Source organism: Helicobacter sp. 23-1044, from assembly GCF_053654695.1.
This window is the reverse complement of sequence record NZ_JBSIUQ010000012.1, coordinates 24874-44499: the sequence shown is the minus strand read 5'-3', so window position 1 is coordinate 44499 and position 19626 is coordinate 24874. Positions and strand designations below refer to the sequence as shown.

Annotated in this window: 27 protein-coding genes; 15 read left to right on the top strand and 12 right to left on the bottom strand. The window is 41.8% G+C overall.

Annotated features, from left to right (window positions below; all coding sequences use genetic code 11):
- Position 1: 1 nt before the first annotated feature.
- From ACWIUD_RS09775 to ACWIUD_RS09745, 7 genes are read left to right on the top strand one after another with little or no spacing between them, the layout of a single operon-like run.
- Positions 2-955: an LTA synthase family protein gene (locus tag ACWIUD_RS09775; protein ID WP_454148768.1), complete on the top strand. Its 954-nt coding sequence runs from the start codon at positions 2-4 to the stop codon at positions 953-955.
- Positions 936-1109 carry a hypothetical protein gene (locus ACWIUD_RS09770; protein WP_454148742.1) on the top strand — a complete coding sequence of 58 codons (174 nt, stop codon included), beginning with the start codon at positions 936-938 and terminating at the stop codon, positions 1107-1109. The genes ACWIUD_RS09775 and ACWIUD_RS09770 overlap by 20 nt, the downstream gene beginning before the upstream one ends.
- Positions 1106-2530, top strand: a complete 1425-nt coding sequence (locus tag ACWIUD_RS09765; RefSeq protein ID WP_454148741.1) for a peptidylprolyl isomerase — start codon at positions 1106-1108, stop codon at positions 2528-2530. The genes ACWIUD_RS09770 and ACWIUD_RS09765 overlap by 4 nt, the downstream gene beginning before the upstream one ends.
- Positions 2531-2533: 3 nt before the next feature.
- Positions 2534-3907, top strand: coding sequence for a cell division protein FtsA (ftsA, locus tag ACWIUD_RS09760; RefSeq protein ID WP_454136451.1), 1374 nt, complete (start codon positions 2534-2536; stop codon positions 3905-3907).
- Between the two features lie 27 nt (positions 3908-3934).
- Positions 3935-5059, top strand: a complete 1125-nt coding sequence (gene ftsZ, locus ACWIUD_RS09755; protein WP_454136450.1) for a cell division protein FtsZ — start codon at positions 3935-3937, stop codon at positions 5057-5059.
- On the top strand, positions 5056-5667 hold the full coding sequence (locus tag ACWIUD_RS09750; RefSeq protein ID WP_454148740.1) for a GDSL-type esterase/lipase family protein: 612 nt from the start codon (positions 5056-5058) through the stop codon (positions 5665-5667). The genes ftsZ and ACWIUD_RS09750 overlap by 4 nt, the downstream gene beginning before the upstream one ends.
- Positions 5668-5717: 50 nt before the next feature.
- Positions 5718-5984 carry a hypothetical protein gene (locus ACWIUD_RS09745; RefSeq protein WP_454148739.1) on the top strand — a complete coding sequence of 89 codons (267 nt, stop codon included), beginning with the start codon at positions 5718-5720 and terminating at the stop codon, positions 5982-5984.
- Positions 5985-5996: 12 nt separating this feature from the next.
- Here the strand turns inward: ACWIUD_RS09745 and ACWIUD_RS09740 are convergent, their stop codons facing one another.
- Together ACWIUD_RS09740 and ACWIUD_RS09735 are read right to left on the bottom strand one after the other, a co-directional pair.
- The gene (locus ACWIUD_RS09740; protein ID WP_454148738.1) at positions 5997-6164 is read right to left on the bottom strand and encodes a hypothetical protein; all 168 of its coding nucleotides are present in this window, start codon (positions 6162-6164) and stop codon (positions 5997-5999) included.
- A 27-nt stretch (positions 6165-6191) separates the two neighbouring features.
- Positions 6192-6401, bottom strand: a complete 210-nt coding sequence (locus tag ACWIUD_RS09735; protein ID WP_454148737.1) for a hypothetical protein — start codon at positions 6399-6401, stop codon at positions 6192-6194.
- A gap of 144 nt (positions 6402-6545) precedes the next feature.
- On the opposite strand from ACWIUD_RS09735, the gene ACWIUD_RS09730 reads away from it, so the two are divergent.
- Genes ACWIUD_RS09730 through ACWIUD_RS09720 form a run of 3 tightly spaced genes read left to right on the top strand, consistent with a single transcriptional unit; the run spans position 6546 to position 8079 of the window.
- Complete coding sequence (locus ACWIUD_RS09730; RefSeq protein ID WP_454148736.1) at positions 6546-7022, top strand: PH domain-containing protein; 477 nt, start codon at positions 6546-6548, stop codon at positions 7020-7022.
- A gap of 3 nt (positions 7023-7025) precedes the next feature.
- Entirely contained in the window at positions 7026-7451 is a 426-nt protein-coding gene (locus ACWIUD_RS09725; protein WP_454148735.1) for a hypothetical protein, read from the top strand.
- A gap of 10 nt (positions 7452-7461) precedes the next feature.
- The gene (locus ACWIUD_RS09720) at positions 7462-8079 is read left to right on the top strand and encodes a hypothetical protein (RefSeq protein WP_454148734.1); all 618 of its coding nucleotides are present in this window, start codon (positions 7462-7464) and stop codon (positions 8077-8079) included.
- A gap of 390 nt (positions 8080-8469) precedes the next feature.
- Here ACWIUD_RS09720 and ACWIUD_RS09715 read toward each other — a convergent pair whose 3' ends face one another.
- The 5 genes from ACWIUD_RS09715 to ndk are packed head-to-tail and all read right to left on the bottom strand — an operon-like array spanning position 8470 to position 11392.
- The gene (locus ACWIUD_RS09715; RefSeq protein WP_454148733.1) at positions 8470-9432 is read right to left on the bottom strand and encodes a beta-ketoacyl-ACP synthase III; all 963 of its coding nucleotides are present in this window, start codon (positions 9430-9432) and stop codon (positions 8470-8472) included.
- A gap of 10 nt (positions 9433-9442) precedes the next feature.
- Positions 9443-10420, bottom strand: a complete 978-nt coding sequence (gene plsX / locus ACWIUD_RS09710) for a phosphate acyltransferase PlsX (protein WP_454148732.1) — start codon at positions 10418-10420, stop codon at positions 9443-9445.
- Positions 10417-10569: a 50S ribosomal protein L32 gene (rpmF, locus tag ACWIUD_RS09705; RefSeq protein WP_454136439.1), complete on the bottom strand. Its 153-nt coding sequence runs from the start codon at positions 10567-10569 to the stop codon at positions 10417-10419. Before rpmF ends, plsX begins: the two co-directional genes overlap by 4 nt.
- A gap of 3 nt (positions 10570-10572) precedes the next feature.
- Positions 10573-10935 (bottom strand): hypothetical protein, encoded by a 363-nt coding sequence (locus ACWIUD_RS09700; RefSeq protein WP_454148731.1) that lies wholly within the window; start codon positions 10933-10935, stop codon positions 10573-10575.
- Between the two features lie 43 nt (positions 10936-10978).
- Positions 10979-11392 carry a nucleoside-diphosphate kinase gene (gene ndk / locus ACWIUD_RS09695; RefSeq protein WP_454148730.1) on the bottom strand — a complete coding sequence of 138 codons (414 nt, stop codon included), beginning with the start codon at positions 11390-11392 and terminating at the stop codon, positions 10979-10981.
- A gap of 68 nt (positions 11393-11460) precedes the next feature.
- On the opposite strand from ndk, the gene ACWIUD_RS09690 reads away from it, so the two are divergent.
- Positions 11461-11652, top strand: coding sequence for a hypothetical protein (locus ACWIUD_RS09690; RefSeq protein ID WP_454148729.1), 192 nt, complete (start codon positions 11461-11463; stop codon positions 11650-11652).
- Here the strand turns inward: ACWIUD_RS09690 and asnB are convergent.
- The 5 genes from asnB to ACWIUD_RS09665 are packed head-to-tail and all read right to left on the bottom strand — an operon-like array spanning position 11649 to position 15112.
- Positions 11649-13358: an asparagine synthase (glutamine-hydrolyzing) gene (gene asnB / locus ACWIUD_RS09685; RefSeq protein WP_454148728.1), complete on the bottom strand. Its 1710-nt coding sequence runs from the start codon at positions 13356-13358 to the stop codon at positions 11649-11651. The two genes, ACWIUD_RS09690 and asnB, sit on opposite strands and share 4 nt — an antisense overlap.
- Complete coding sequence (locus tag ACWIUD_RS09680) at positions 13259-13663, bottom strand: hypothetical protein (RefSeq protein WP_454148727.1); 405 nt, start codon at positions 13661-13663, stop codon at positions 13259-13261. The genes asnB and ACWIUD_RS09680 overlap by 100 nt, the downstream gene beginning before the upstream one ends.
- On the bottom strand, positions 13611-14267 hold the full coding sequence (locus ACWIUD_RS09675; protein WP_454148767.1) for a hypothetical protein: 657 nt from the start codon (positions 14265-14267) through the stop codon (positions 13611-13613). The genes ACWIUD_RS09680 and ACWIUD_RS09675 overlap by 53 nt, the downstream gene beginning before the upstream one ends.
- Positions 14251-14958 (bottom strand): Bax inhibitor-1/YccA family protein, encoded by a 708-nt coding sequence (locus tag ACWIUD_RS09670; protein WP_454148726.1) that lies wholly within the window; start codon positions 14956-14958, stop codon positions 14251-14253. Before ACWIUD_RS09670 ends, ACWIUD_RS09675 begins: the two co-directional genes overlap by 17 nt.
- Positions 14959-14980: 22 nt before the next feature.
- Positions 14981-15112 carry a hypothetical protein gene (locus tag ACWIUD_RS09665; protein WP_454148725.1) on the bottom strand — a complete coding sequence of 44 codons (132 nt, stop codon included), beginning with the start codon at positions 15110-15112 and terminating at the stop codon, positions 14981-14983.
- A 158-nt stretch (positions 15113-15270) separates the two neighbouring features.
- On the opposite strand from ACWIUD_RS09665, the gene ACWIUD_RS09660 reads away from it, so the two are divergent.
- From ACWIUD_RS09660 to ACWIUD_RS09645, 4 genes are read left to right on the top strand one after another with little or no spacing between them, the layout of a single operon-like run.
- Positions 15271-16173: a DMT family transporter gene (locus tag ACWIUD_RS09660; RefSeq protein ID WP_454148724.1), complete on the top strand. Its 903-nt coding sequence runs from the start codon at positions 15271-15273 to the stop codon at positions 16171-16173.
- On the top strand, positions 16170-17378 hold the full coding sequence (gene ilvA, locus ACWIUD_RS09655; RefSeq protein WP_454148723.1) for a threonine ammonia-lyase: 1209 nt from the start codon (positions 16170-16172) through the stop codon (positions 17376-17378). Before ACWIUD_RS09660 ends, ilvA begins: the two co-directional genes overlap by 4 nt.
- Positions 17365-18366 (top strand): hypothetical protein, encoded by a 1002-nt coding sequence (locus tag ACWIUD_RS09650; RefSeq protein WP_454148722.1) that lies wholly within the window; start codon positions 17365-17367, stop codon positions 18364-18366. Before ilvA ends, ACWIUD_RS09650 begins: the two co-directional genes overlap by 14 nt.
- 3 nt (positions 18367-18369) lie before the next feature.
- Positions 18370-19593 carry a glycosyltransferase family 39 protein gene (locus ACWIUD_RS09645; RefSeq protein WP_454148721.1) on the top strand — a complete coding sequence of 408 codons (1224 nt, stop codon included), beginning with the start codon at positions 18370-18372 and terminating at the stop codon, positions 19591-19593.
- The last annotated feature ends 33 nt before the right edge of the window (positions 19594-19626 follow it).

Sequence of the window (19626 nt, the reverse complement as noted above, 5' to 3'; positions counted from 1 at the left end):
AATCGAACTTGGAGCAGATGAGCAATCACGCTATTCACCGCACGGAGAGTTAATCCCAAATCTTACAAATTTCGCACAAAATGGCATAAATTTTAGTGCAAACTACGCTTTGGGCGGACACTTCCCTACAAGCAATACAGGTTCGACAATCTCCGCCACCGTGGCATATTTTTGCGGTGTGCCATTCAAAATTTCTAGCGCATTTCACAAACATAAAAACGATATTTTGCCAAATGCCACTTGCATAGGCGACATTTTAGGCGCACTAGGGTATAATCAAAGCGCATTTACTGGCGCAAAAGCACCCTTTGGTGGATATGAAAATTTCATCAAAAATCAACACATAAAAATTTTTGACGCGGATTATTTTGTGGAAAATGGATTGCTCGAAAAGAAAGAAAATTGGGGTGTAAATGACTATGATTTATTTTCTTTTGCCAAAAAATATTTGGAGGATTACGATGATGACGCGCCATTTGCGCTATTTATTAGCACTATTGATTCGCATTATCCGGGATTTGTTGATAAAAATTTTTGCGCGGATTTGGAGGAAAATTACGCAAATTCTGTGCGTTGTAGTGATAAAATCATTGGGGATTTTGTGCGATTTGTGCAAAATTCGCGCTTTTGGGAGAATACTAGCATTGTGATTTTGGGCGACCATTTGACTACGGAGCGTGGATTTGTCCCGCAAGATGCGTTTCGCTACATTTATAATACCTTTATAAATCCGTATTTTAGCGCAAATCCAAGCAGAAATCTTATCAAAAAGCGCGAATTATCGCATTATGATTTTAGTGCGTTAATTTTAGATTCGATAGGGATTCGCACGGAAGCCTTTGGATTGGGGCGCAATCCGCTCTATGGCAAAACGCTATTAGAACAATATGGGCAGTTTGAATTTGATATGCAGATACGAATGAAATCCAAAGTATATGAAAATTTTTGGAAATAATCGCAGAATCTGCAAAATTTTCGCACTAGATTCTGCGAATCGCAGAATCTCGCAAATTCAAAATTCGCAGAATCTCCAAATATTTTCAAAAAACACAAAAATTTTTATGCTACAATTTCAAATTTTAACTTCAATTTTTAAGGACTTGCGTTGATTTCGTGGATGCAAAAGCATAAAAAATATTTAATCGTTACCATTTGGATAAGCACGATTGCCTTTATTGCCGCAGGAATGGTGGGCTGGGGGGCGTATAGTTTTGGCGGCTCATCTAGCGCGGTGGCGAAGGTGGGAAGCATTAAGATTACCGCGAATGATTTGAATTTAGAGTATAACAATATCTTGCGAAATTACGAGCAAAATAGCGGTATGACGCTTGATGCAGAGCAGGCAAAGGCGCTTGGCATTGAGGATTTGGCGATGCAAATGCTGATAAATAAAGCGTTGTTAGAGAATTTCGCGCTAGATTCTGCGATAAGAATTAGCGATGATGAGGTGTTTGATGAGATTAGCAAGATTGAGAGTTTTAAGGAAAATGGCGCATTTAACACAAATCTTTACAAAGAGATTCTGCGACAAAACCGCCTAAAACCGCTTGATTTCGAGGAAAAAACGCGCAGAGATTTGCTAATCCAAAAGATTTTGGCGTTGTTCCCATCCATTCTAACGCCGTTAGAAAAAGAGATTTTGGATTTGGTAAATTTGCAGGATAGATTAAGCGTGCAAATAATCCCCGCAAGTGCCGTGCGTGTGAATATTAGCGATGATGACTTGCAAAAATATTTTAATGAAAATAAGGAAAAATATAAAAGCGACAAACGCTTTGAAGTTGAGATTCTGCGATATGAGATAGATGCGGTGGAAGCGGAAGATTCTGCGATTAAGAAATATTATGATGATAATTTGCAAAATTATACAAAAGACGGCGCAAGGGAGGATTTTGGGGCGATAAAAGAGCGCGTGGCGGAGGATTTTAAAGAATGGAGGGCGAAGCGAAGTGCTTTGGAGGCGATTATCGCTTTGCGAGATGGGAAACAAAAAGGCGAGATTCTGCAAATCACTCAAAATTCGCACCCTGCGCTTGTTAGCGCGATTGAAAAAGCAAAGGGCAGAGTTGAACCCATTTTAGATGGCGGGGCGTATTACGCGATAAAAGTTTTGAAAGAAATCCCGCAGGAAAATCTCTCATTTGAAATCGCAAAAAAGCAAGTGCGAAGCGACTTCTACCCCACTGCGCTAAAAAATGCTTTGATAAAAGAAGCACAGGCAAGGCAAAATATTTTCGCCGGAAGGGATATTGGATTTTACTCGCTTGGCGCAAATAAGAGCATTTTATCCCTAAATATCGCAGAATCTGCCCACGCTTTGCAAGAGATTTTTAGCAAAAGCGATAAAAGCGGATTTGTGATTTTTAGCGATAAGGTGCTTTTATATAATATTTTGGAACAAAAAATGCTAGATTCTACGCAGAATCTGCCATTTTACAATGACTTTAAATCGCGCATTTTAGAGCAAAGTATATTTGAATTTTTAAGCAGAAAGTATAAGATTGTAGATTACACAAAGCAAAGGGGTTAGGTTATGGAGCAGATAGTTTTAGGTATTGATATTGGTTCATCCAAAATTTGCTCTCTTATTGCGGATTTGCGCGATGGGACGCCACGCATTTTAGGTGTGGGACTAGCGCAGTCAAACGGCATTCAAAAAGGTTCGATTAAGGCGATAGATTCTGCGAGTAAGGCGGTAAAAGAGTCTATTGATGAAGCAAAAAGAATGGCAGGTGTGGAAGTTAGCAAGGCATATATTTCACTCTCTGGCATTTCTACAAATAGCAAAAATATCAGCGAAGTGGTGACTTTACAGGCAAACTGCGAGATTGGTAGCAAGGAAATAAATCGCATTATGCAGCAAGCCGCCTTCAACGCCCCGCGAAGCGTCATCCCGCAAAATTATGAGTTAGTGCATATTTTGCCCTATTCTTTTAAATTAGACAATCGCGAGTTTATCGATGACCCATTTGGGATGGTGGGTTCTAGATTAGATATGAATGCGCGTGTGGTGTATGCACATAAAAGCGATTTGGCAAATCTTAAAAAAGTCATCCAAAATGCGGGAGTTGAAGTCGCAGGAATCGTGCTAAATGCCTATGCGAGCTCCATTGCCACGCTAAATAATGATGAAAAGGAACTAGGCGTGTGCTGCATTGATATGGGGAGCGATAGCTGTAACTTTATGGTGCATCGCGGGAACTCAATGCAGTATGATGACTTCGTGCACGCTGGCTCGTGGAATGTGACAAATGACATCGCCACCGTGCTAAATACCACCATAAATATCGCAGAACTGCTAAAAATAAAATTCGCAAAGTTAGATGAATTAACGCAAGATGATTTGGAAATGGTGATGGAAAAAGTCCCCACACGCAGTGGCGAAGAACGCGCGATTAAATATGAAGTATTTCACGGCATAGTCACCGCAAGGGTGCTTGATATGCTAAATCGCATTGAGGTATCCCTAAATCAAAGCGACTTTAAAAACACGCTTGGCGCAGGTATCGTCCTAACCGGCGGAATGTCGTGTATGAAAGGGTTGCAAACAATGGCGCGCGCGGTATTTGGCGAACTATCTATTAGAATCGCAGAGCCAAAGACGCTAAATGACTCATTTGAGATTTTAAAAGACAAGGGCATTCCGTATGCGTGTTTTAGCACGGCAATCGGGCTAATTTTATATGCGTCTGGGAAATTTACAAATTATGAGTTAGATTCTGCGGGTAAAATGCTACAAAAGCAAAATATGCAATCTAATGCAAAATTTAATTCGCCCGATATAAAGGAAAAAGTTAATTTAGAAGATATCATCAAAGAGAAAGAAAAAGTCGATGAAATCGTGCTAGATGACGGCAAAAAGAGTCTTTGGGAGCAATTTATGAATTGGTTGCGGAATTTGTTTTAGGCAAAATTTGTTTTAGGAAGGATGAAAATGCAAGTAGAAATCACAGAAATGCAAAATAGAAGCAAGGTTAGAATTAGCGTAGTTGGCGTAGGCGGTGGCGGATGCAACACCATAAACCACATCATAAAGCACGGCATAAATGATGAAATCAAACTAATCTCCCTAAACACCGATGAGGAAGCGTTAAGCAAAGTTTCCGCACATAGCAAACTAAAACTTGGCGAAAAAACCACCGATGGACTTGGCGCAGGTATGTGCCCTGAGATAGGCAGAAAGAGTGCCGAAGAGAGCTATGAAAGCATTATCGAAGAGATAAAAGGCTCTCACATCGTGCTAATTGCCACAGGACTTGGCGGTGGCACGGGCACAGGCGCATCGCCCATAGTCGCAAAAGCAGCAAAGGAAGTAGGCGCACTAACAATCGCCGTAGTTACCAAACCATTCAAACACGAGGGTTCATTACGCGCCCGCCTTGCGGATGAGGGATTAAAAGAGATTAAAAAAGAAGTGGATAGCTTCATCGTCATCCCAAATGAAAAGTTGCTCTCCATCATCGATAAATCGCTTGGGTTTAAAAACTGCCTAAAAATCGTAGATGATGTGATGGCACAGGCGGTAAAAGGCATTGCGAGTTTTGTGCTACATAATAGTGGCGATGGGATAAATATCGACTTTGCGGATTTAAATACCGTAATGCAGTTTAAGGGACTTGGACTTATTGGCATTGGCGAGAAAGAGGGCGAAGATTCTGCGGTGGAGGCGGTAAAAGAGGCAATCGAGTCGCCTTTACTTGATAATATCAGCATAAATGGCGCAAGAGGCGCGATTGTGTATTATGAGCTAAATGAAGACTACCCGATGCACAAAGTAAATGAGGCAAATGAAATCATCGAGTCTGCCATCGATAGAGAGGCAAATGTGAAGTTTGGATACAAATGGAATAACGAGTTGCATCCATCGCAAATCAAAGTCACGCTTGTATTCACCGGCTTTGAAAAGGAACTCATCCACTCTCCGCAAGAAATCGCCCCCGTTGATAAATTCCCGCAAATGACGCAAATCAAAATCGCCGTAGGCGGTGGCACGCGCAACACTGCGGTGAATTTTGATGATATCGATAGACCGACTTTCCTTCGAGCACAGCAGGATTGAAGTCGCTTCTTGTAATCTGCCTAATTATTTTGGGCGGATTTTTTATTTTCAATCACAACTCCGCAAATCGCAGAATCTGCCCCCTGCAAGGCGATAGCATAATCACAATTGGCGATAGCTTGGCAAATGGCTATGGCGTGAGCGAAAATGAAAGTTTCGCCATTCAAACCGCGCAGATTCTGCAAAAAAGAGCGATAAAATTAGGCATAAATGGCGAGACAAGTAGCGAACTTTTAGGGCGGATAGATGGCGAGCTAGCGGGGAAAAATCCTGCTGCGATTATCATCTCCATCGGTGGCAACGACTTTTTACGCAAATTTGATAAATCCGCCACCGCGCAAAATATCCGCGCAATCACACAAAAAGCAAAGGCGAAAACTCCCTGCGTGGTGCTTCTTGGCGTGCCTGATGGACTTTTGGGATTGGTGGGTGGCGTATCAAATATTTACACAGATATCGCGGAGGGCGAGGGCGTTTTACTCGAAACAAGCGCAATGCCAAAAATCCTGCGCCAAAGCACACTCAAAATCGATGAAATCCACCCAAATAAGGACGGACACACGCTCATCGCCAAATCACTCGCAACGCTCATAAACAGCGCGAAATAGGGGATTTGATTTTGCGCGTTTTGCGCGGAGATTCTGCGAAAATTTGATTTTTGCGAGCGGATTCTGCGCTTTTTGGCGACAGATTCTGCGAAAAATGCGATTTTGGCGTGGGAGATTCTGCGAATTTTGGCGTAAGATTCTGCGAAAAATGCGCTAGATTCTGCGAAAAATGCGATTTTGGCGTGGGAGATTCTGCGAAAAATGCGATTTTGGCGTGGCAGATTCTGCGAATTTTGCGCGAAAAACGCAGAATCTGCTTTTATTTTTTCATAGATTCTGCACTTTTGGCAATTTTTCGTGCGATTCGCAGAATCTAGTGCACTATTCCGTCATTGCGAGAGAATGAGCGAATGCGAATTCTCGTGGCAATCCATTTCGGATTCTACGAATTTTGTGAGAAAATTCGCAGAATCTAGCATTGTGATTTTCGTCATTGCGAGGCGTGGCAAAGCCCAAGCGTTGCAATCTACGAATCGCAAATCTATCCAAAACCACACACGAATCCGCCCACAACACACACGAATCTACCCCTTTTTCTCTAATAAATCCGCATCTATGGTTTTTATAAGCGATTCAATCTCAGCAGTTTGCTTTTCGTTCTCGCAGATTTTTTCTCTCATCTTAAATCCCGCCTCGATGAGCGCGTAAAGCTCGGGCTTTGTGGTGCGCCATCGTTGAAGTGTGCGCGTGGTGATGCGCAAAATCCGCGCTTTGTCCCGCTGTGTGTATTTCAATGATTATCCTTTGGGTTTTTGCTTTGGATTCTAATCTCGCCACTCTTTATGGCAAACTACGACAATATTTCTAATATTTATCATAATTTAAGAAAATATGTCGTATAATGCGATTTTTAAATTTTCAAATAAAGGGAGAAAAAAATGGCTTTCGCATATAGTGAGCAAACAAATGTGGATAGGATAGTTTATCGCGCCAAAATTAGTTGGTGGATATATGCCGTGTCGGTTTTGCTGATTTTTATCGGCTTGGTAGCAGTGGCTGTATCTGCTATCGAATCGCTTGATTCAATCGGTGTTGGTGTGATAATTTTAATCGTAGGGTTATGTCTATTTATCAAAAATTTTATCTATGTATTTTCTACCGAGCTTTATATTACGCAAAAATTTACCATAGCCAAATATGGACTAATCAAGCGCGACACGATAGAAATGCTAAATAGCAAGGTTGAGAGCATAAGAGTAAATCAAAGCATACTTGGTAGGATTTTAAATTACGGCAATATCGTTGTGGTAGGTGCAGGTGGTAGCTCATCGCCCATAAGATTCATAGCCGAGCCATTAGAATTTAGGCGACAATTACTCTATGTGCAAGAAAGTAATGAAAAAAATAAGGAGTAGGGAATGAAAAAGTTAGCGTTAATAATAGCAGTATTTATAAGTGTAGCATTAGGGGAACAAGTGCTTATAACCAAAGATGCGTTTAAGGATATGTTAGTTGGCGATATTAGCAAAAATGGTGTTGTTATAAATGTTAAGGGCAACAATAGAGCAGAAGTAGGCAAGGAGGTGGTAGCTGGTTGCATAAAGCAAAATAAAAAGCACAAAGCAAGAGTTGGCGCGGAAATAAAATATGAGGCTTTGTATTTAAGCGACCGTGAATATTTTGCCGTATGTAAATTTATAAACACCTATGAACGCGATAATGTTAAAACTTATATAATAGAACTTAATTGGATTTATGAAGATGTCTATCAAATGTGGCAGATTGATGAATATAAAAATACTAACAAATTAAAAATTGATTTGAAAAATGAAAAAACTTTATAAGGAGTCCAAAATGCCACCAAATACGCCAAGCAAAGATGATATGAAGCGAATCGATAAGATTTGGGATAATATGCGCGAAGTGCGACATTGCACGCTTGAAACTAATGCGCTAGATTTGCTTTTCAATCAATACAAAAGCAACACGAATCTAACTGAAATTATCCTAAAAATAGGTTGCCTTGATAATTTTTATAGCACAAATGCGACTAAAAATGTCAAAATCCCCGATATTGCCGAGCGAATCATTAGTATAAAGGACTTTGATTCGCGTTTGCAAAAGTGGGATAAAAATTTGGTGCGTGAATTGGCGATTTTTAAAAATGGCGATAAAGAAATCAAACTCTACTCTTTTGCCACAAAATACTGCGCGTTGCATAATTGTATGGTGTATAAATGCGATAATTACGCGATTTTTGATAGTATCGTGTGTAAAAAATTAAAGGCATTTAATAAGCAATACAAATTTGCGGAATTTAGCGATGATGATTTTGAACTAGAAAATTACCCTAAATATGTGGAAATTTTGGATAAATTTAGAAAAAGATTCGCGCTAAATTGCACTTTTAGAGAGTTGGATTTGTATCTTTGGAAAATGGGAAAATTAGAGAAGTTAAAAAATGATAAATAGTGATTTTTTAGATTCGCGCTTAAATTGCGTGAATCTATGCGAATCTTACGAATCTAATGTGCGAATCTTTGGGGATTTATCTTTGAATTTGTGTGAATCTAGCGTTTAGATTCGTGTGATTTGGATTGCCACGAAAATGCTACGCATTTTCTCGCAATGACGGAGTGGGGGCGATTCGCTTTAAGATTCGGATTGCCTTTGGCAAATCATAAATTCACCTCGCAATGACGGATTTTTTAGATTCTACGATTCGCCATAAATTTGCAGAATCTTAATATTTTTTTGGCGTAGATTCTGCGATTTTTGTATTTTTTTATTAGATTCTGCGATTTTCGTGCGATTCGCAGAATCTATTCACAGATTCTGCGATTTTGTCAATAAACACCCTTTTCACTCCCCATCAAAATATACCAAGCTCGAACCCCAAGTTAGTCCCCCGCCAAAGGCGTCTAGCAGTAGCAAATCGCCCCTTTTCAACCGCCCATCATTATAAATCTCATCGATTGCCATTGGAATACTTGCCGCCGAAGTGTTGCCGTATTTTTGCACGGTCAGCACGATTTTTTGCGCGTCAAATTTCAGCGCATCGCCCACCGCCTTTATAATCCGCAAATTCGCCTGATGCGGGATAAAAAAGTCGATATTTTCAGCAGTCATTTTATTTTTCGCCAAAATCTCTAACACATCATTTGTGAGCGTCTTAACGGCGAGTTTAAAAATCTCATTGCCCTTCATTTGAAGCGCAGAATCTCGCGGTGTGCAGAGCAAATTTGCATATTTGCCATCCGCGCTAATGCTAACATCTAAAATCGATTTTTTCGCATCATCGCTCCGCCCCACAACCGCCGCTCCCGCACCATCGCCAAAGAGAATGCAAGTCCCCCTATCGCTAAAATCAAGCACAGAGCTTATTTTCTCCGCCCCCACAATCAAAATATGCCTACACGCGCCACTTTCGATATATGCCTTTGCGATTGAAAGCAAGTAAATAAACCCGCTACACGCCGATGAAATATCAAAGGCAGGTTTGTTTGTAATGCCTAACTTATGCGCGATAAGCACCGCAGTGGAGGGCATACAAAGATAGTCAGGCGATAAAGTCGCGCAAACTACCATATCGATTTTATCAGCGGTTAGATTCGCGCGGTGCAGGGCGATTTTCGCTGCTTCATATCCCATATCGCTCGTGCTTTGCGTAGATTCTGCGAAAAATCTGCTTTTTATCCCCGTGCGCTTGGTTATCCACTCATCGCTTGTATCTAGCGTTTTCTCAAACTCGGCGTTTGAAACGCTACGAGATGGCACAAAAGAAGCGATTGATTTTAGCGAAGCGAAAATATTTGCAGAATCCATAAAATCTCCCTTATTCTTGCGTGAAAATCTTTTCGATTTTCTCCACCACCTGCGATTCTACCGCGCTTATGCCTTGATAAATCGCGCACTCAATCGCCCGTCCGTTGCTTTTGCCGTGACAAATGATTAGATTTTTTTTCACGCCTAAAAGTGGCGCACCGCCGTATTCTGCGTAATGTGTGCGCTTTTTAAGTGCCATAAATGCGTCCTTCATCAGCAAAGCACCGATTTTATTTTTGAGACTTTTGCCAATCTCTTCTTTTAAAATCGCGCTAATCGCCTCCGCCACGCCCTCGCTTGCTTTTAGCACCAAATTACCGGCAAATCCATCACACACGATTACATCGATACTTGCGTTAAAAATGTCATTGCCTTCAACATTGCCTTTGAAAAATGCGAAGTTTTGTAGCGTTTTAAACGCCTCTTTTGTGAGTTCATTACCCTTTGAATCTTCTTCGCCATTTGCCAAAAGTCCCACGCGCGGGTTTTGATAGCCTAACACAGACTTTGCGTATTCATATCCCATCTGCGCGAACTGCACCAAATGCTCCGCCTTGCAATCGACATTTGCCCCAGCGTCCAAAATTATGCTAGTCTTTTTGTCAATTCGTGGCATCGTGGTGCAAATCGCAGGACGCAAAATCCCGCCAACTCGCCCAAATCGTAGCGTGGCAAGGCTCATACTCGCCCCGCTATGCCCCGCAGAAATCACCACATCGCCCGCATTTTCGCGCACAAGCTCGACTGCCTGATAGATGGAGGTATCCTTCTTTTTTAGCGCGTTTGTGGCGGCGTCCTCCATTTTTATCGCATTTTCGCAGTGGTGAATCGCAACTCGCGCATTTGGCGTGATATGTTTGCAAATCTCGCGCTCATCGCCCACCACAATCGCACTAAAATCACCGCGTGAATCTAGCGCACAGCGCAATCCTGCGATGATGGGAGCGACGCCATTATCGCCACCCATCGCGTCAAGCACGATTTTCACTTATAATTGCCCGTTTCTTTGCAGATGGTGTGTGGCAACTTCCAATTACCATTTTTGTCTTTCACAGGCATTTGCAATTTGACTTTGTAATGTGTCCTGCGCTTCAAACCTCGTGTCTTGCTAACTCTTCTCTTTGGAACAACTGCCATTTTTTACTCCTTTATGTGATAGTCTAATTTCAGCGATTCAATCTCGCCCAAAAATATTTCATCTAAATTTATGAAATCATCAAAAACCTCAATCACAGCGAGATTCTGCGAATCATCATTTGAATTATACGCGCCATTTTTTACAAAAATCGCCGTCTTTTCGTTGATTTTTTCGCTAAAAATCTCGCCACTTCTATCGCAAATCACGCGCATTTCACCCAAAATCGCAGAATCTATTTTGATTAGATTACTCTCATTTTGCATTCTTTGCAACGCCCCGCTAATTTGCACTTCAAAATCATCGCCTTGCAAGTGCAAATTAAAGGGTTTCGCCTCAAATCCAATCTTTCTAAATTCTATTTTCATTTGACTTTTTTACGCAAAAATTCGCAGAATCTAGCGCAGAATCTCAACTAATTTGCGTGTGCGAAAAGAAAAATGCGATTTCATTTTTCGCATTCTCCAAACTATCGCTACCGTGCACCGCATTTGCGTCAATGCTCTCCGCAAAGTCCGCGCGAATCGTGCCTTTCGCCGCCTTTTTAGGGTCGGTATCGCCCATCAATTCGCGATTTTTTTTCACCGCATTTTCGCCCTCTAACACGAGTGCCACGACAGGTCCGCTCGTCATAAACGCCACCAAATCCCTAAAAAACGGGCGTTCTTTGTGAATCGCATAAAAATCCTGCGCGTTTTTCTCGCTTAGCGTTAGTTTTCGCATCGCAGCGATTTTTAGTCCATTGCACTCGAATCTATCGATGATTTTGCCAATCGCATTTTTTTTCACGGCATCGGGTTTAATAATCGAAAGTGTCCTCTCCACGAAATCTCCTTTTCAAAAAATAAAACCGCGATTTTAGCATAAAAAAATTAAAGTTTGTTAAATGTGTGATGATTTGCAGAATCTGGCGTAGATTTTGCGAATTTCGTATTTTTTTTACTAGATTCTGCGATTCGCAGAATCTAAATATTTTTTTTGGATTGCCACGCTCGCTTTACTCGCTCGCAATGACGAAAAATATCAAAACGGCGCAAATTACATATCCAAGACACAAATTGTCGCCCAAAGACGAATTGCACTAAAATCTAATCGCCTCTTTTAATCCCTCTCTCCATAAATACGGATTTATCCCGCACCACAACCTCTCTCCTGCGCTAAATGAATTTTCCGCCCCACTGCAAATTTGCTCCATTAAATGCGCGATTTGCGCGGGATTTTCCACTAACTCACATTGTAAAAACTCGCGTGAATGCACCAAATCCATCCCCCACTCCCTCAAATCTCCCTGCAACCAATCCACAATCGGCGAGTTAAACCCAATCTTTGACTTTCGCCACGCCACTTCACTAGGCATAAAATCACTCACACTATCGCGAATTAGGCGTTTTGTATATCCGCCTCCAAATTTAAAATGATACGGCAGGGAAAACACAAACTCCACCAATCGATAGTCCATAAATGGCATACGAATCTCCACGCCATTTATCATCGAATACCTATCGTAGTTGCGAAGCAAAGTCGGCAAAATGCTTTCATAAAAAATCCCCAAAAGTTGTGCGCTGAAATAATCTAAATGCTTAAAATTTGCGTGATTTTCCGCAAAAAGTGCTTTTTTCTTAAATCCCGTGCCTTGCTTTATGGCGATTTTGGCGGTGTGTTTTAGTGCGTTAAAGAGCGTAAGTTTATTGCTCGTGGTGGCATTGTGCGTTTGCAAAATATCTAAAAACATTTTTGGGGAAAACTTCGCATCCCACAGGGCATTTAGCAAATGTCCATATCCGCTAAACAACTCATCTGCGCCGTGCCCATCGAGTGTTACGCTAACGCCACTTTGCTTTACCGCCCTATATGTGGCAATCATAGGGATGGGCGAGGTAAGATACAAATCCTCAAACATATAAAAATAATGCGTGATTTTATCCCAAAAATTAAGTGCCTTTATCTCTAAAAAATCCGCCTTTATTTTCAAAAAATCTGTTACTTTTTTTGCATAAACTCGCTCATCTAGCGCAGTTCCATCAAAGCAAGCGACAAAAGCGTGCTGAAAGTCCCTGCATTCGCGCGTAGTGGGATTTTGCCTTGCGATTTGCGCCATCGCACAAATCGTAGCACTTGAATCTAATCCACCGCTTAACGCCGTTCCAATCGGCACATCGCTTCGCATACGAATTTTCACCGCATCTAAAAATAATTCTCTAAACTGCTCCACTGCGTCATCATAGCGTTTTGGCGGTGCTTTAATGTTATCCAAAATGTGATAATAACGCCTAAATGCAAGATTTCTCCCATCAAAATACGCAAAATGCGAGTGCGGAAAGGACTTTATCCCATCAATTAGGCGATTTTCCCCGCTTTCATAATCAAAAATGTTATTTATATTTGCCATTTTGATAAAATCTTTATGTGGTTTTAAGTCCCGCAAATACGGATAAATCGCCTTCATCTCACTTGCAAAGACAAATAAATTTCTGCCATCTTTATCCTTTGTGAATGCGTAAAATAGCGGTTTTTTGCCAAATCTATCGCGCGCCAAAAATAATCTTTTTTCTTTTTCATCCCACAGCGCGAAGGCAAATGCGCCGTTAAACTTATTTAGGCACACTTCGCCCCACTCTGCAAAACTCGCCAAAATGACCTCTGTGTCGGAGTTTGTGCGGAAAATGTAACCTTTTGCGATGAGAATTTCTTTTAACTCAATGAAATTGTAAATCTCGCCGTTAAATACGATTTGATAGCGGAGATTCTGCGAATTTGACGGGGATTGCGGGAAGTTATGTGTGAATTGCATACCCGAAGACGAATTGCTTCCCCCCCCCCCGTATTTTCGATTATGGGAGCAATTTTCCTCCCCTCAAATCCCATCGGTTGCCTTGCATTATCACTTAAATCCAAAATCGACAATCGCCTATGCCCAAGCATAATCTCTTTGCTTTCATAAATCCCACAATCATCCGCACCACGATGGGATAGCGCATTTAGTGCATTTGTGAAATTTGCTCTATTGCTCGCTGGGAGCGTTCCTAAAATGCCACACATAAAATTATCCTTTGCAAAAAACTTCAAAATATGTGATTTCAATATCATATAATTCATAGCGAATCGCCTTAAAAATCTCGCAAATTGCGGTTGATTCGGCGAAACTATTTTCATTTGTCATTGCGAGATTTTCGCTAGAAAATCGTGGCAATCTAGTTTTTTGCTCTTGGATAGTTGCCTTGCTTCGTTCGCAAATCCTGTGGATTGCCGCGTTCGCTTCGCTCACTCGCAATGACGAATCTATTTTAGATTCTGCGTTTTTCGTGCGAGTCGCAGAATCTAGCGTAATTTTCGCAGAATCTTCCGTAGATTCTGCGTTTTTTTCACCATTTGCAAAATCTAACTTAAATATTTCCTCCAAAACCCTTGCTGATTCTTGTGCGCGTTTAAAGTTTGCGATTGCAATATCACGCAGTGAATCTCGCATAATCTCACTTTGTGTGGATTTTTTAAGAATGTCATTTTTTATGTCGCGGTTTTGGAGTAGTGAATCCAAAAGATTCGCATTATCGATTCGCGCCCTGTGGCGCAGAGTTTTAAGGCGACTTGCCAAAGACAAATCATTTAAGATATATCTTGCAATATCCTCAACCACGCGAATCCCTTCTCTTAAACGATTGAGATTCGCGTCAATTAGGCGTTTTTCAGTCCCTATTTGCATATCCAAGTATGTGTAGTAGGCTCACAAATAGATTATAAACATCTAAATAAAGGCTGATTGCCGCCATTATCGGGCTATCGTAGCGTCCGCGAATGATATTTTGCGTATCATAGGCGATATAAAGCGTGAAAACGATTGTGGCAATGCCTGAAATCACCACGCTAACTAACCCCGCATTTTGAAATCCAAAGAAATATCCCGCCACAAGGTTGATGAGACTTGCCACGATAATGCCAATAAGCGCGATAAATAGGATTTTACCCCAGCTTGACAAATCGCTCTTTGTTTTTAGCGCGTATAGCGACATAATGCCAAATACGATGGTTGTGCCTAAAAGTGCCTGTGCAACTATGCTAACACCCGCAGGGAGCGACAATACGCTATATAAAAGCGGCACTAACGCAATGCCTGTGAGCGTTGTAAAGGTGAAAAGCAAAATCACATTCACCACAGGCTTATCTTTCAAAAAATGAAGCGCGATTAGCGAGATAATTTCAAGTGCGAAAATCCCAAACATCGGCAACCCGATAATTCTCTCCGCAAAAGGTAGCGCGATATACGCCCCAATCGTGCCAAAAAGCAAGCTCGCCGCAAAAAACTTGTAAGTTTCTTTCACAAATGCCACAAGCGCATTTTCACTCGCTCGCTCAACGCCCACGCCTTGCGTGTAATTTCTATCATATAATGCCATTTTCAACTCCGTAATGTAAAATTTAAAAGTGCGGATTATAGCAAAATAAAATAAAATTGCAAGTTTCGCAGAATCTGCCACTAATTTCGTCATTGCGAGGCAGTTTGAGCGAAGCGAAAACAACGAAGCAATCCATATTTTTTAAATAAATCATAGATTGCCACACTCGCTTCGCTCGTTCGCAATGACGAATCTATTCTAGATTCTGCGATTCACTAAAACAATATTAGATTCTGCGTTTCGCCAAAATTAAGGCAGATTCTGCGAATTTAGTTCATTTACGCTACAATTTACGCTTTTAAAAGGATAATTATGACACGAAACAAACTCATTTCGCTTGGAATGCTTTATATGTTTTTGGGTGCGCTGTTTTTTTCGTTTATGAACTCCGCGCTAAAAATTCTCTCGCAAAATATCACAATCCACGAAAATCTCTTCTTTCGTGGCATTACGATGAGCGTGTTTGTGGCGTTGCTCTTGTGGATTCGAAGCAAGAAGCGCCACAAGCACCATCACAAAAAAGGTGGGTGGGGCAAGTTGCTCTTTCGTGCGGTGGTGGGGAGCATTTCGCTTTATGCAATGCTTTATAATGTCGCGCATATCGAGCTTGGGACGGCGATTGCCTTTGCACAAAGTGCGCCCATTTGGACGGCGATTTTTGCGTTTTTTATCTTGCGTGAATCGCTTAAAATATCGCAGATTGTAAGCGTGTGCGTGGGATTTATCGGCGTGATTTTGATTAGTAATCCGCAAACTTCAAATCTCCCGCCTTTTACCATTTTTTGCGGTATCATAAGTGCCACATTTGCCGCACTTGCCTTTATTAGCATTCGTTCGCTAAAAGGATATTTTGATGATTTGGAGATTATGCTTAGTTTTGGCGTGGTGGCGAGTGTGATGGGATTTGTGGCGATTTTAATCGCACAAGATTCATTTAGCGCGCTAACTTTCAAAGACTTCTTTTTTATCGTGGTAGTAGGCATTATGGGGACTTTTGGGCAGTATTATATCACTCGTGCTTACACTTTTGCCCCCGCTGGGATTGTCGCGCCAATAGATTATAGTCGAATCGTTTTTAGCGCGGTGCTTGGCATTTTGCTAGGCGATTCACTGCCAAATATTTTTATTTTTTCAGGGATTTTTCTTATAATTTTATCAGGCATTTTAATCGCATTGCCAATAATATTGCAAGAATTTCACAAAGGACGCAAATGATAGCTTTACAAAACTTCAAAGACGCAAGAGCGCGCGTGCAAAACATAATCGCAAAAACAGAATTTAGTTTCGCGCCAAAATTAAGCGAAATAGCGCAGTGTAGCGTGTTTCTAAAAAAAGAAAATTTGCAAAAGACAGGTGCATATAAGATTCGCGGTGCGTTTAATAAAATCTCGCGTTTAAGCGAAGCTGAAAAGCAAAATGGCGTAATTGCCGCAAGTGCGGGTAATCACGCGCAGGGCGTGGCATTTAGCGCAAAGCATTTTGCGATTCGCTGTGTGATTGTAATGCCCGAAGCCACGCCACTTTTAAAGGTGAAAAACACGCAGGATATGGGCGCGGAGGTAATTTTAGCGGGGGAGAATTACGATGATGCTTACAATCACGCGCTAAGAGTCGCCAAATCGCAGAATCTCGCATTTATCCACCCCTTTGCAGATGATGATATTATCGCTGGGCAGGGCACTATCGCGCTAGAAATTGCCGAAGAGCAAGATTTGGACTTTGTCATCGTGCCTGTGGGTGGTGGCGGGCTGATTTCTGGCATTTCAAGTGTGTATAAAAATATTTCGCCAAAGACAAAAATTATCGGCGTTGTGGCGCAAGGGGCGAAAGCGATGTTTGATTCATTTCACAAAAATGCGATTTGCAACGCAAAGTCCGTGCATACGATTGCCGATGGGATTGCCGTGCGCGATGTGAATGCAAAGAATTTCGCGCTAATCAAAGAGTGCGTAGATGACATCGTGATGGTAGATGATGAAGAAATCGCAAATGCGGTGCTGTTTTTGCTAGAAAAGCAAAAGTTAGTTGTCGAAGGTGCGGGAGCGGCGGGAGTGGCGGCGATTTTGCACCATAAAATTGCGCCAAAGCAAAATGAAAAAGTCGGCATAATTTTAAGCGGGGGCAATGTCGATGTGACGATGTTAAGTCTAATCATCGAAAAAGGTTTGATTAAGGCACATCGCAAAATGCAGTTTAAAACCGTGCTGATTGACAAACCGGGCAGTTTGGAGAAGCTAACGGCGATTTTATGCAAGGCGGAGGCAAACATCATCAAAATCGACTATAACCGCATCTCAACGACTATCGATTATGGCGATGCGATTATCACAATGACGCTAGAAACAAAGGGCAGAGAGCATCAAAATGAAGTGCGGGAGAGTTTGAAAAAGGCGGGGTATCAAATCGATGAGTTTTATTGATGGCAATTTCTTTTGGGGCAATTCGTCTTTGGGCGCACCTTTCGCACTTTTAAAATTTTTTGGGCGTTCGCAGACCGCTAGTCTAGTCTCACACCCAAAAAATTTTAAAAATACAAAACTTCCACCGCAATTCGCAGAATTTGCGAGCGAAGCGAAGCAACCAATACTAGAATTGTTTTTAAACGCAGAATCCAAAATAGATTCGTCATTGCGAGGCAGTGTGAGCGTAGCGAACACAACGAAGCAATCCACAAATTTTTGCGATAGCAAAAATGATAAAAATCAATCGTGCGAAGCACCCAAAACTCGCCCGCTTCGTGGTGCAAAAAATCGGGAGCAAACGAGCAGTAGTGCGAGTGCCGATTTTTTGCTAGAAGCGGATAAGCGAGGCTCTCCCCCTAAAAGCGAAAAAGCGGCTGCTTTTTGGCGCGTAGGGGGAGCGGGGCGGGGGGTGCAGCCCTTTTTGCGAAAAAAAACAAGCAAATCCAAACAAAAAAACAGCGAAAATGACGCAGATTCTGCGATTCAAGCGAAAATCGCAGAATCTCACATAAAAACGCAGAATCTAAAAAGAGATTCTTTGCTCGTAAATCCTATGGATTGCCACGATTTTGCTTCGCAAAATCTCGCAATGACGAAAAAAACACAGAATCTAGATTCTGCAAATCGAATAAAAATCGCAGAATCTAACGCAAAATCGCAGAATCTAATCGCAGAATCTAAAACTACCCACCCCCTAGCCCCCTCCGCAAGGGAGGGGGAATCTGTGGTATCGCCACGCGCAAGGGTGGGGGGACAAAATAGAGATTTTTCGCTCATTTCATTCACTCAAAATGACAAAGCAATTTATAGATTTGCAAGTGTGGGTCGGTGCTTCGCACAGACGCCACGATTTGCAAACAAATCTCGCAATGACAAAATTTGGCACACTAGATTCTGCGATTCACGCAAATTTCACAAAATCCGCCAAAATCCCACGAACGGATAAAAAATGAAAAGATTCTGCGATAAATACGACTTTTACTTCGCGCTCATCGCATTTGCAAACATTATCGCCTTGCTTTATCTCATAGATGGCGCAAGTGTGAGTTACAATGAAGCAAATCTATTTTTGGCAAACGCCACGCCCAGTGCGAAAATCGCCCATTTTTTCGTAGCGAAATTTGGCGCAAACGACTTCGCCCTAAAAGCACCAAACTTGCTCTTCCACGCGCTAAATCTCGCCTTAATCTATCTTATCTCAAATCGCATTTTAAAGCAAAAGAGCGATTCAATCCTATGCGTAGGGATTTACGCGCTATTGCCTTGCACGATTATGCAGGGCGCACTTTTCAACGAAACCACGCCAATGCTCTGCCTTACGCTACTAATTTGCTATGTCGAGCTATTTTCACGCACAAAATTTCTCATCTACCCGCTTGTTTTGCTTCTCGCACTCATCAGCAAAAGTGCTGTGGTGCTTTGCGTGGCGATATTTTTATACGCACTTTTGGGGCAAAATAAGCAAATGCGATTTTTAGAGAAGTTAAAGGCAAATTTGTCGCAAAACGCCGTCCTTCTAATCTTTGCAACCCTTTGCTTCACGCTAAATTTATACATTTATGGGACGGATATTTCAGGCAGTCCAAGCGGTAATTTTGTGGATATTTTTGGCGCATTTGCCCTGCTCTACTCGCCTCCGCTCTTTGTGTATTTTATCTACACGATTTATCGAAGTTTTACCAAAGGTAGCGCGAATCTTTTGCTATTTGTGGGTGGCGTGAGCTTGGTGGCGAGTATCGTGCTATCTATCCGCCAAGATGTAAATAAAGAGATTTATATGTTTATGAGTTTGTGCGGAGTGCCGATTATGGTGCGCCAAATGATGAGCGATATCCGCCTGCGTCTGCCGAGATTTCAGGACGCATATAAACGGCGATTTGTCATCATTATCGCGGTGCTCGTGCTTGAATCTACGCTAATGCTTTTTGCAAAGCCCATTTGCGCGTTTTCAAACGATGATGGTTTATTTTTGCATCAATTTTATTTCGCCAAAGAACTCGCAGATGAGCTAAAAGGGCGCAAAATCTCACGCGTGAAAATCGAAGGGCGAATGCAAAGGCGAGTGGAATTTTATGGGATTAAGAATGGTGGGCAGAGACTGAAAAAGGTGAATCGCGGGGGGAATATTTTTGTGAAGTATAAAAATAAAATTGTTGCGAGATATGCGCTGTGAAAGCAATTCGTCTTTGGGTAATCATTGCAGAGA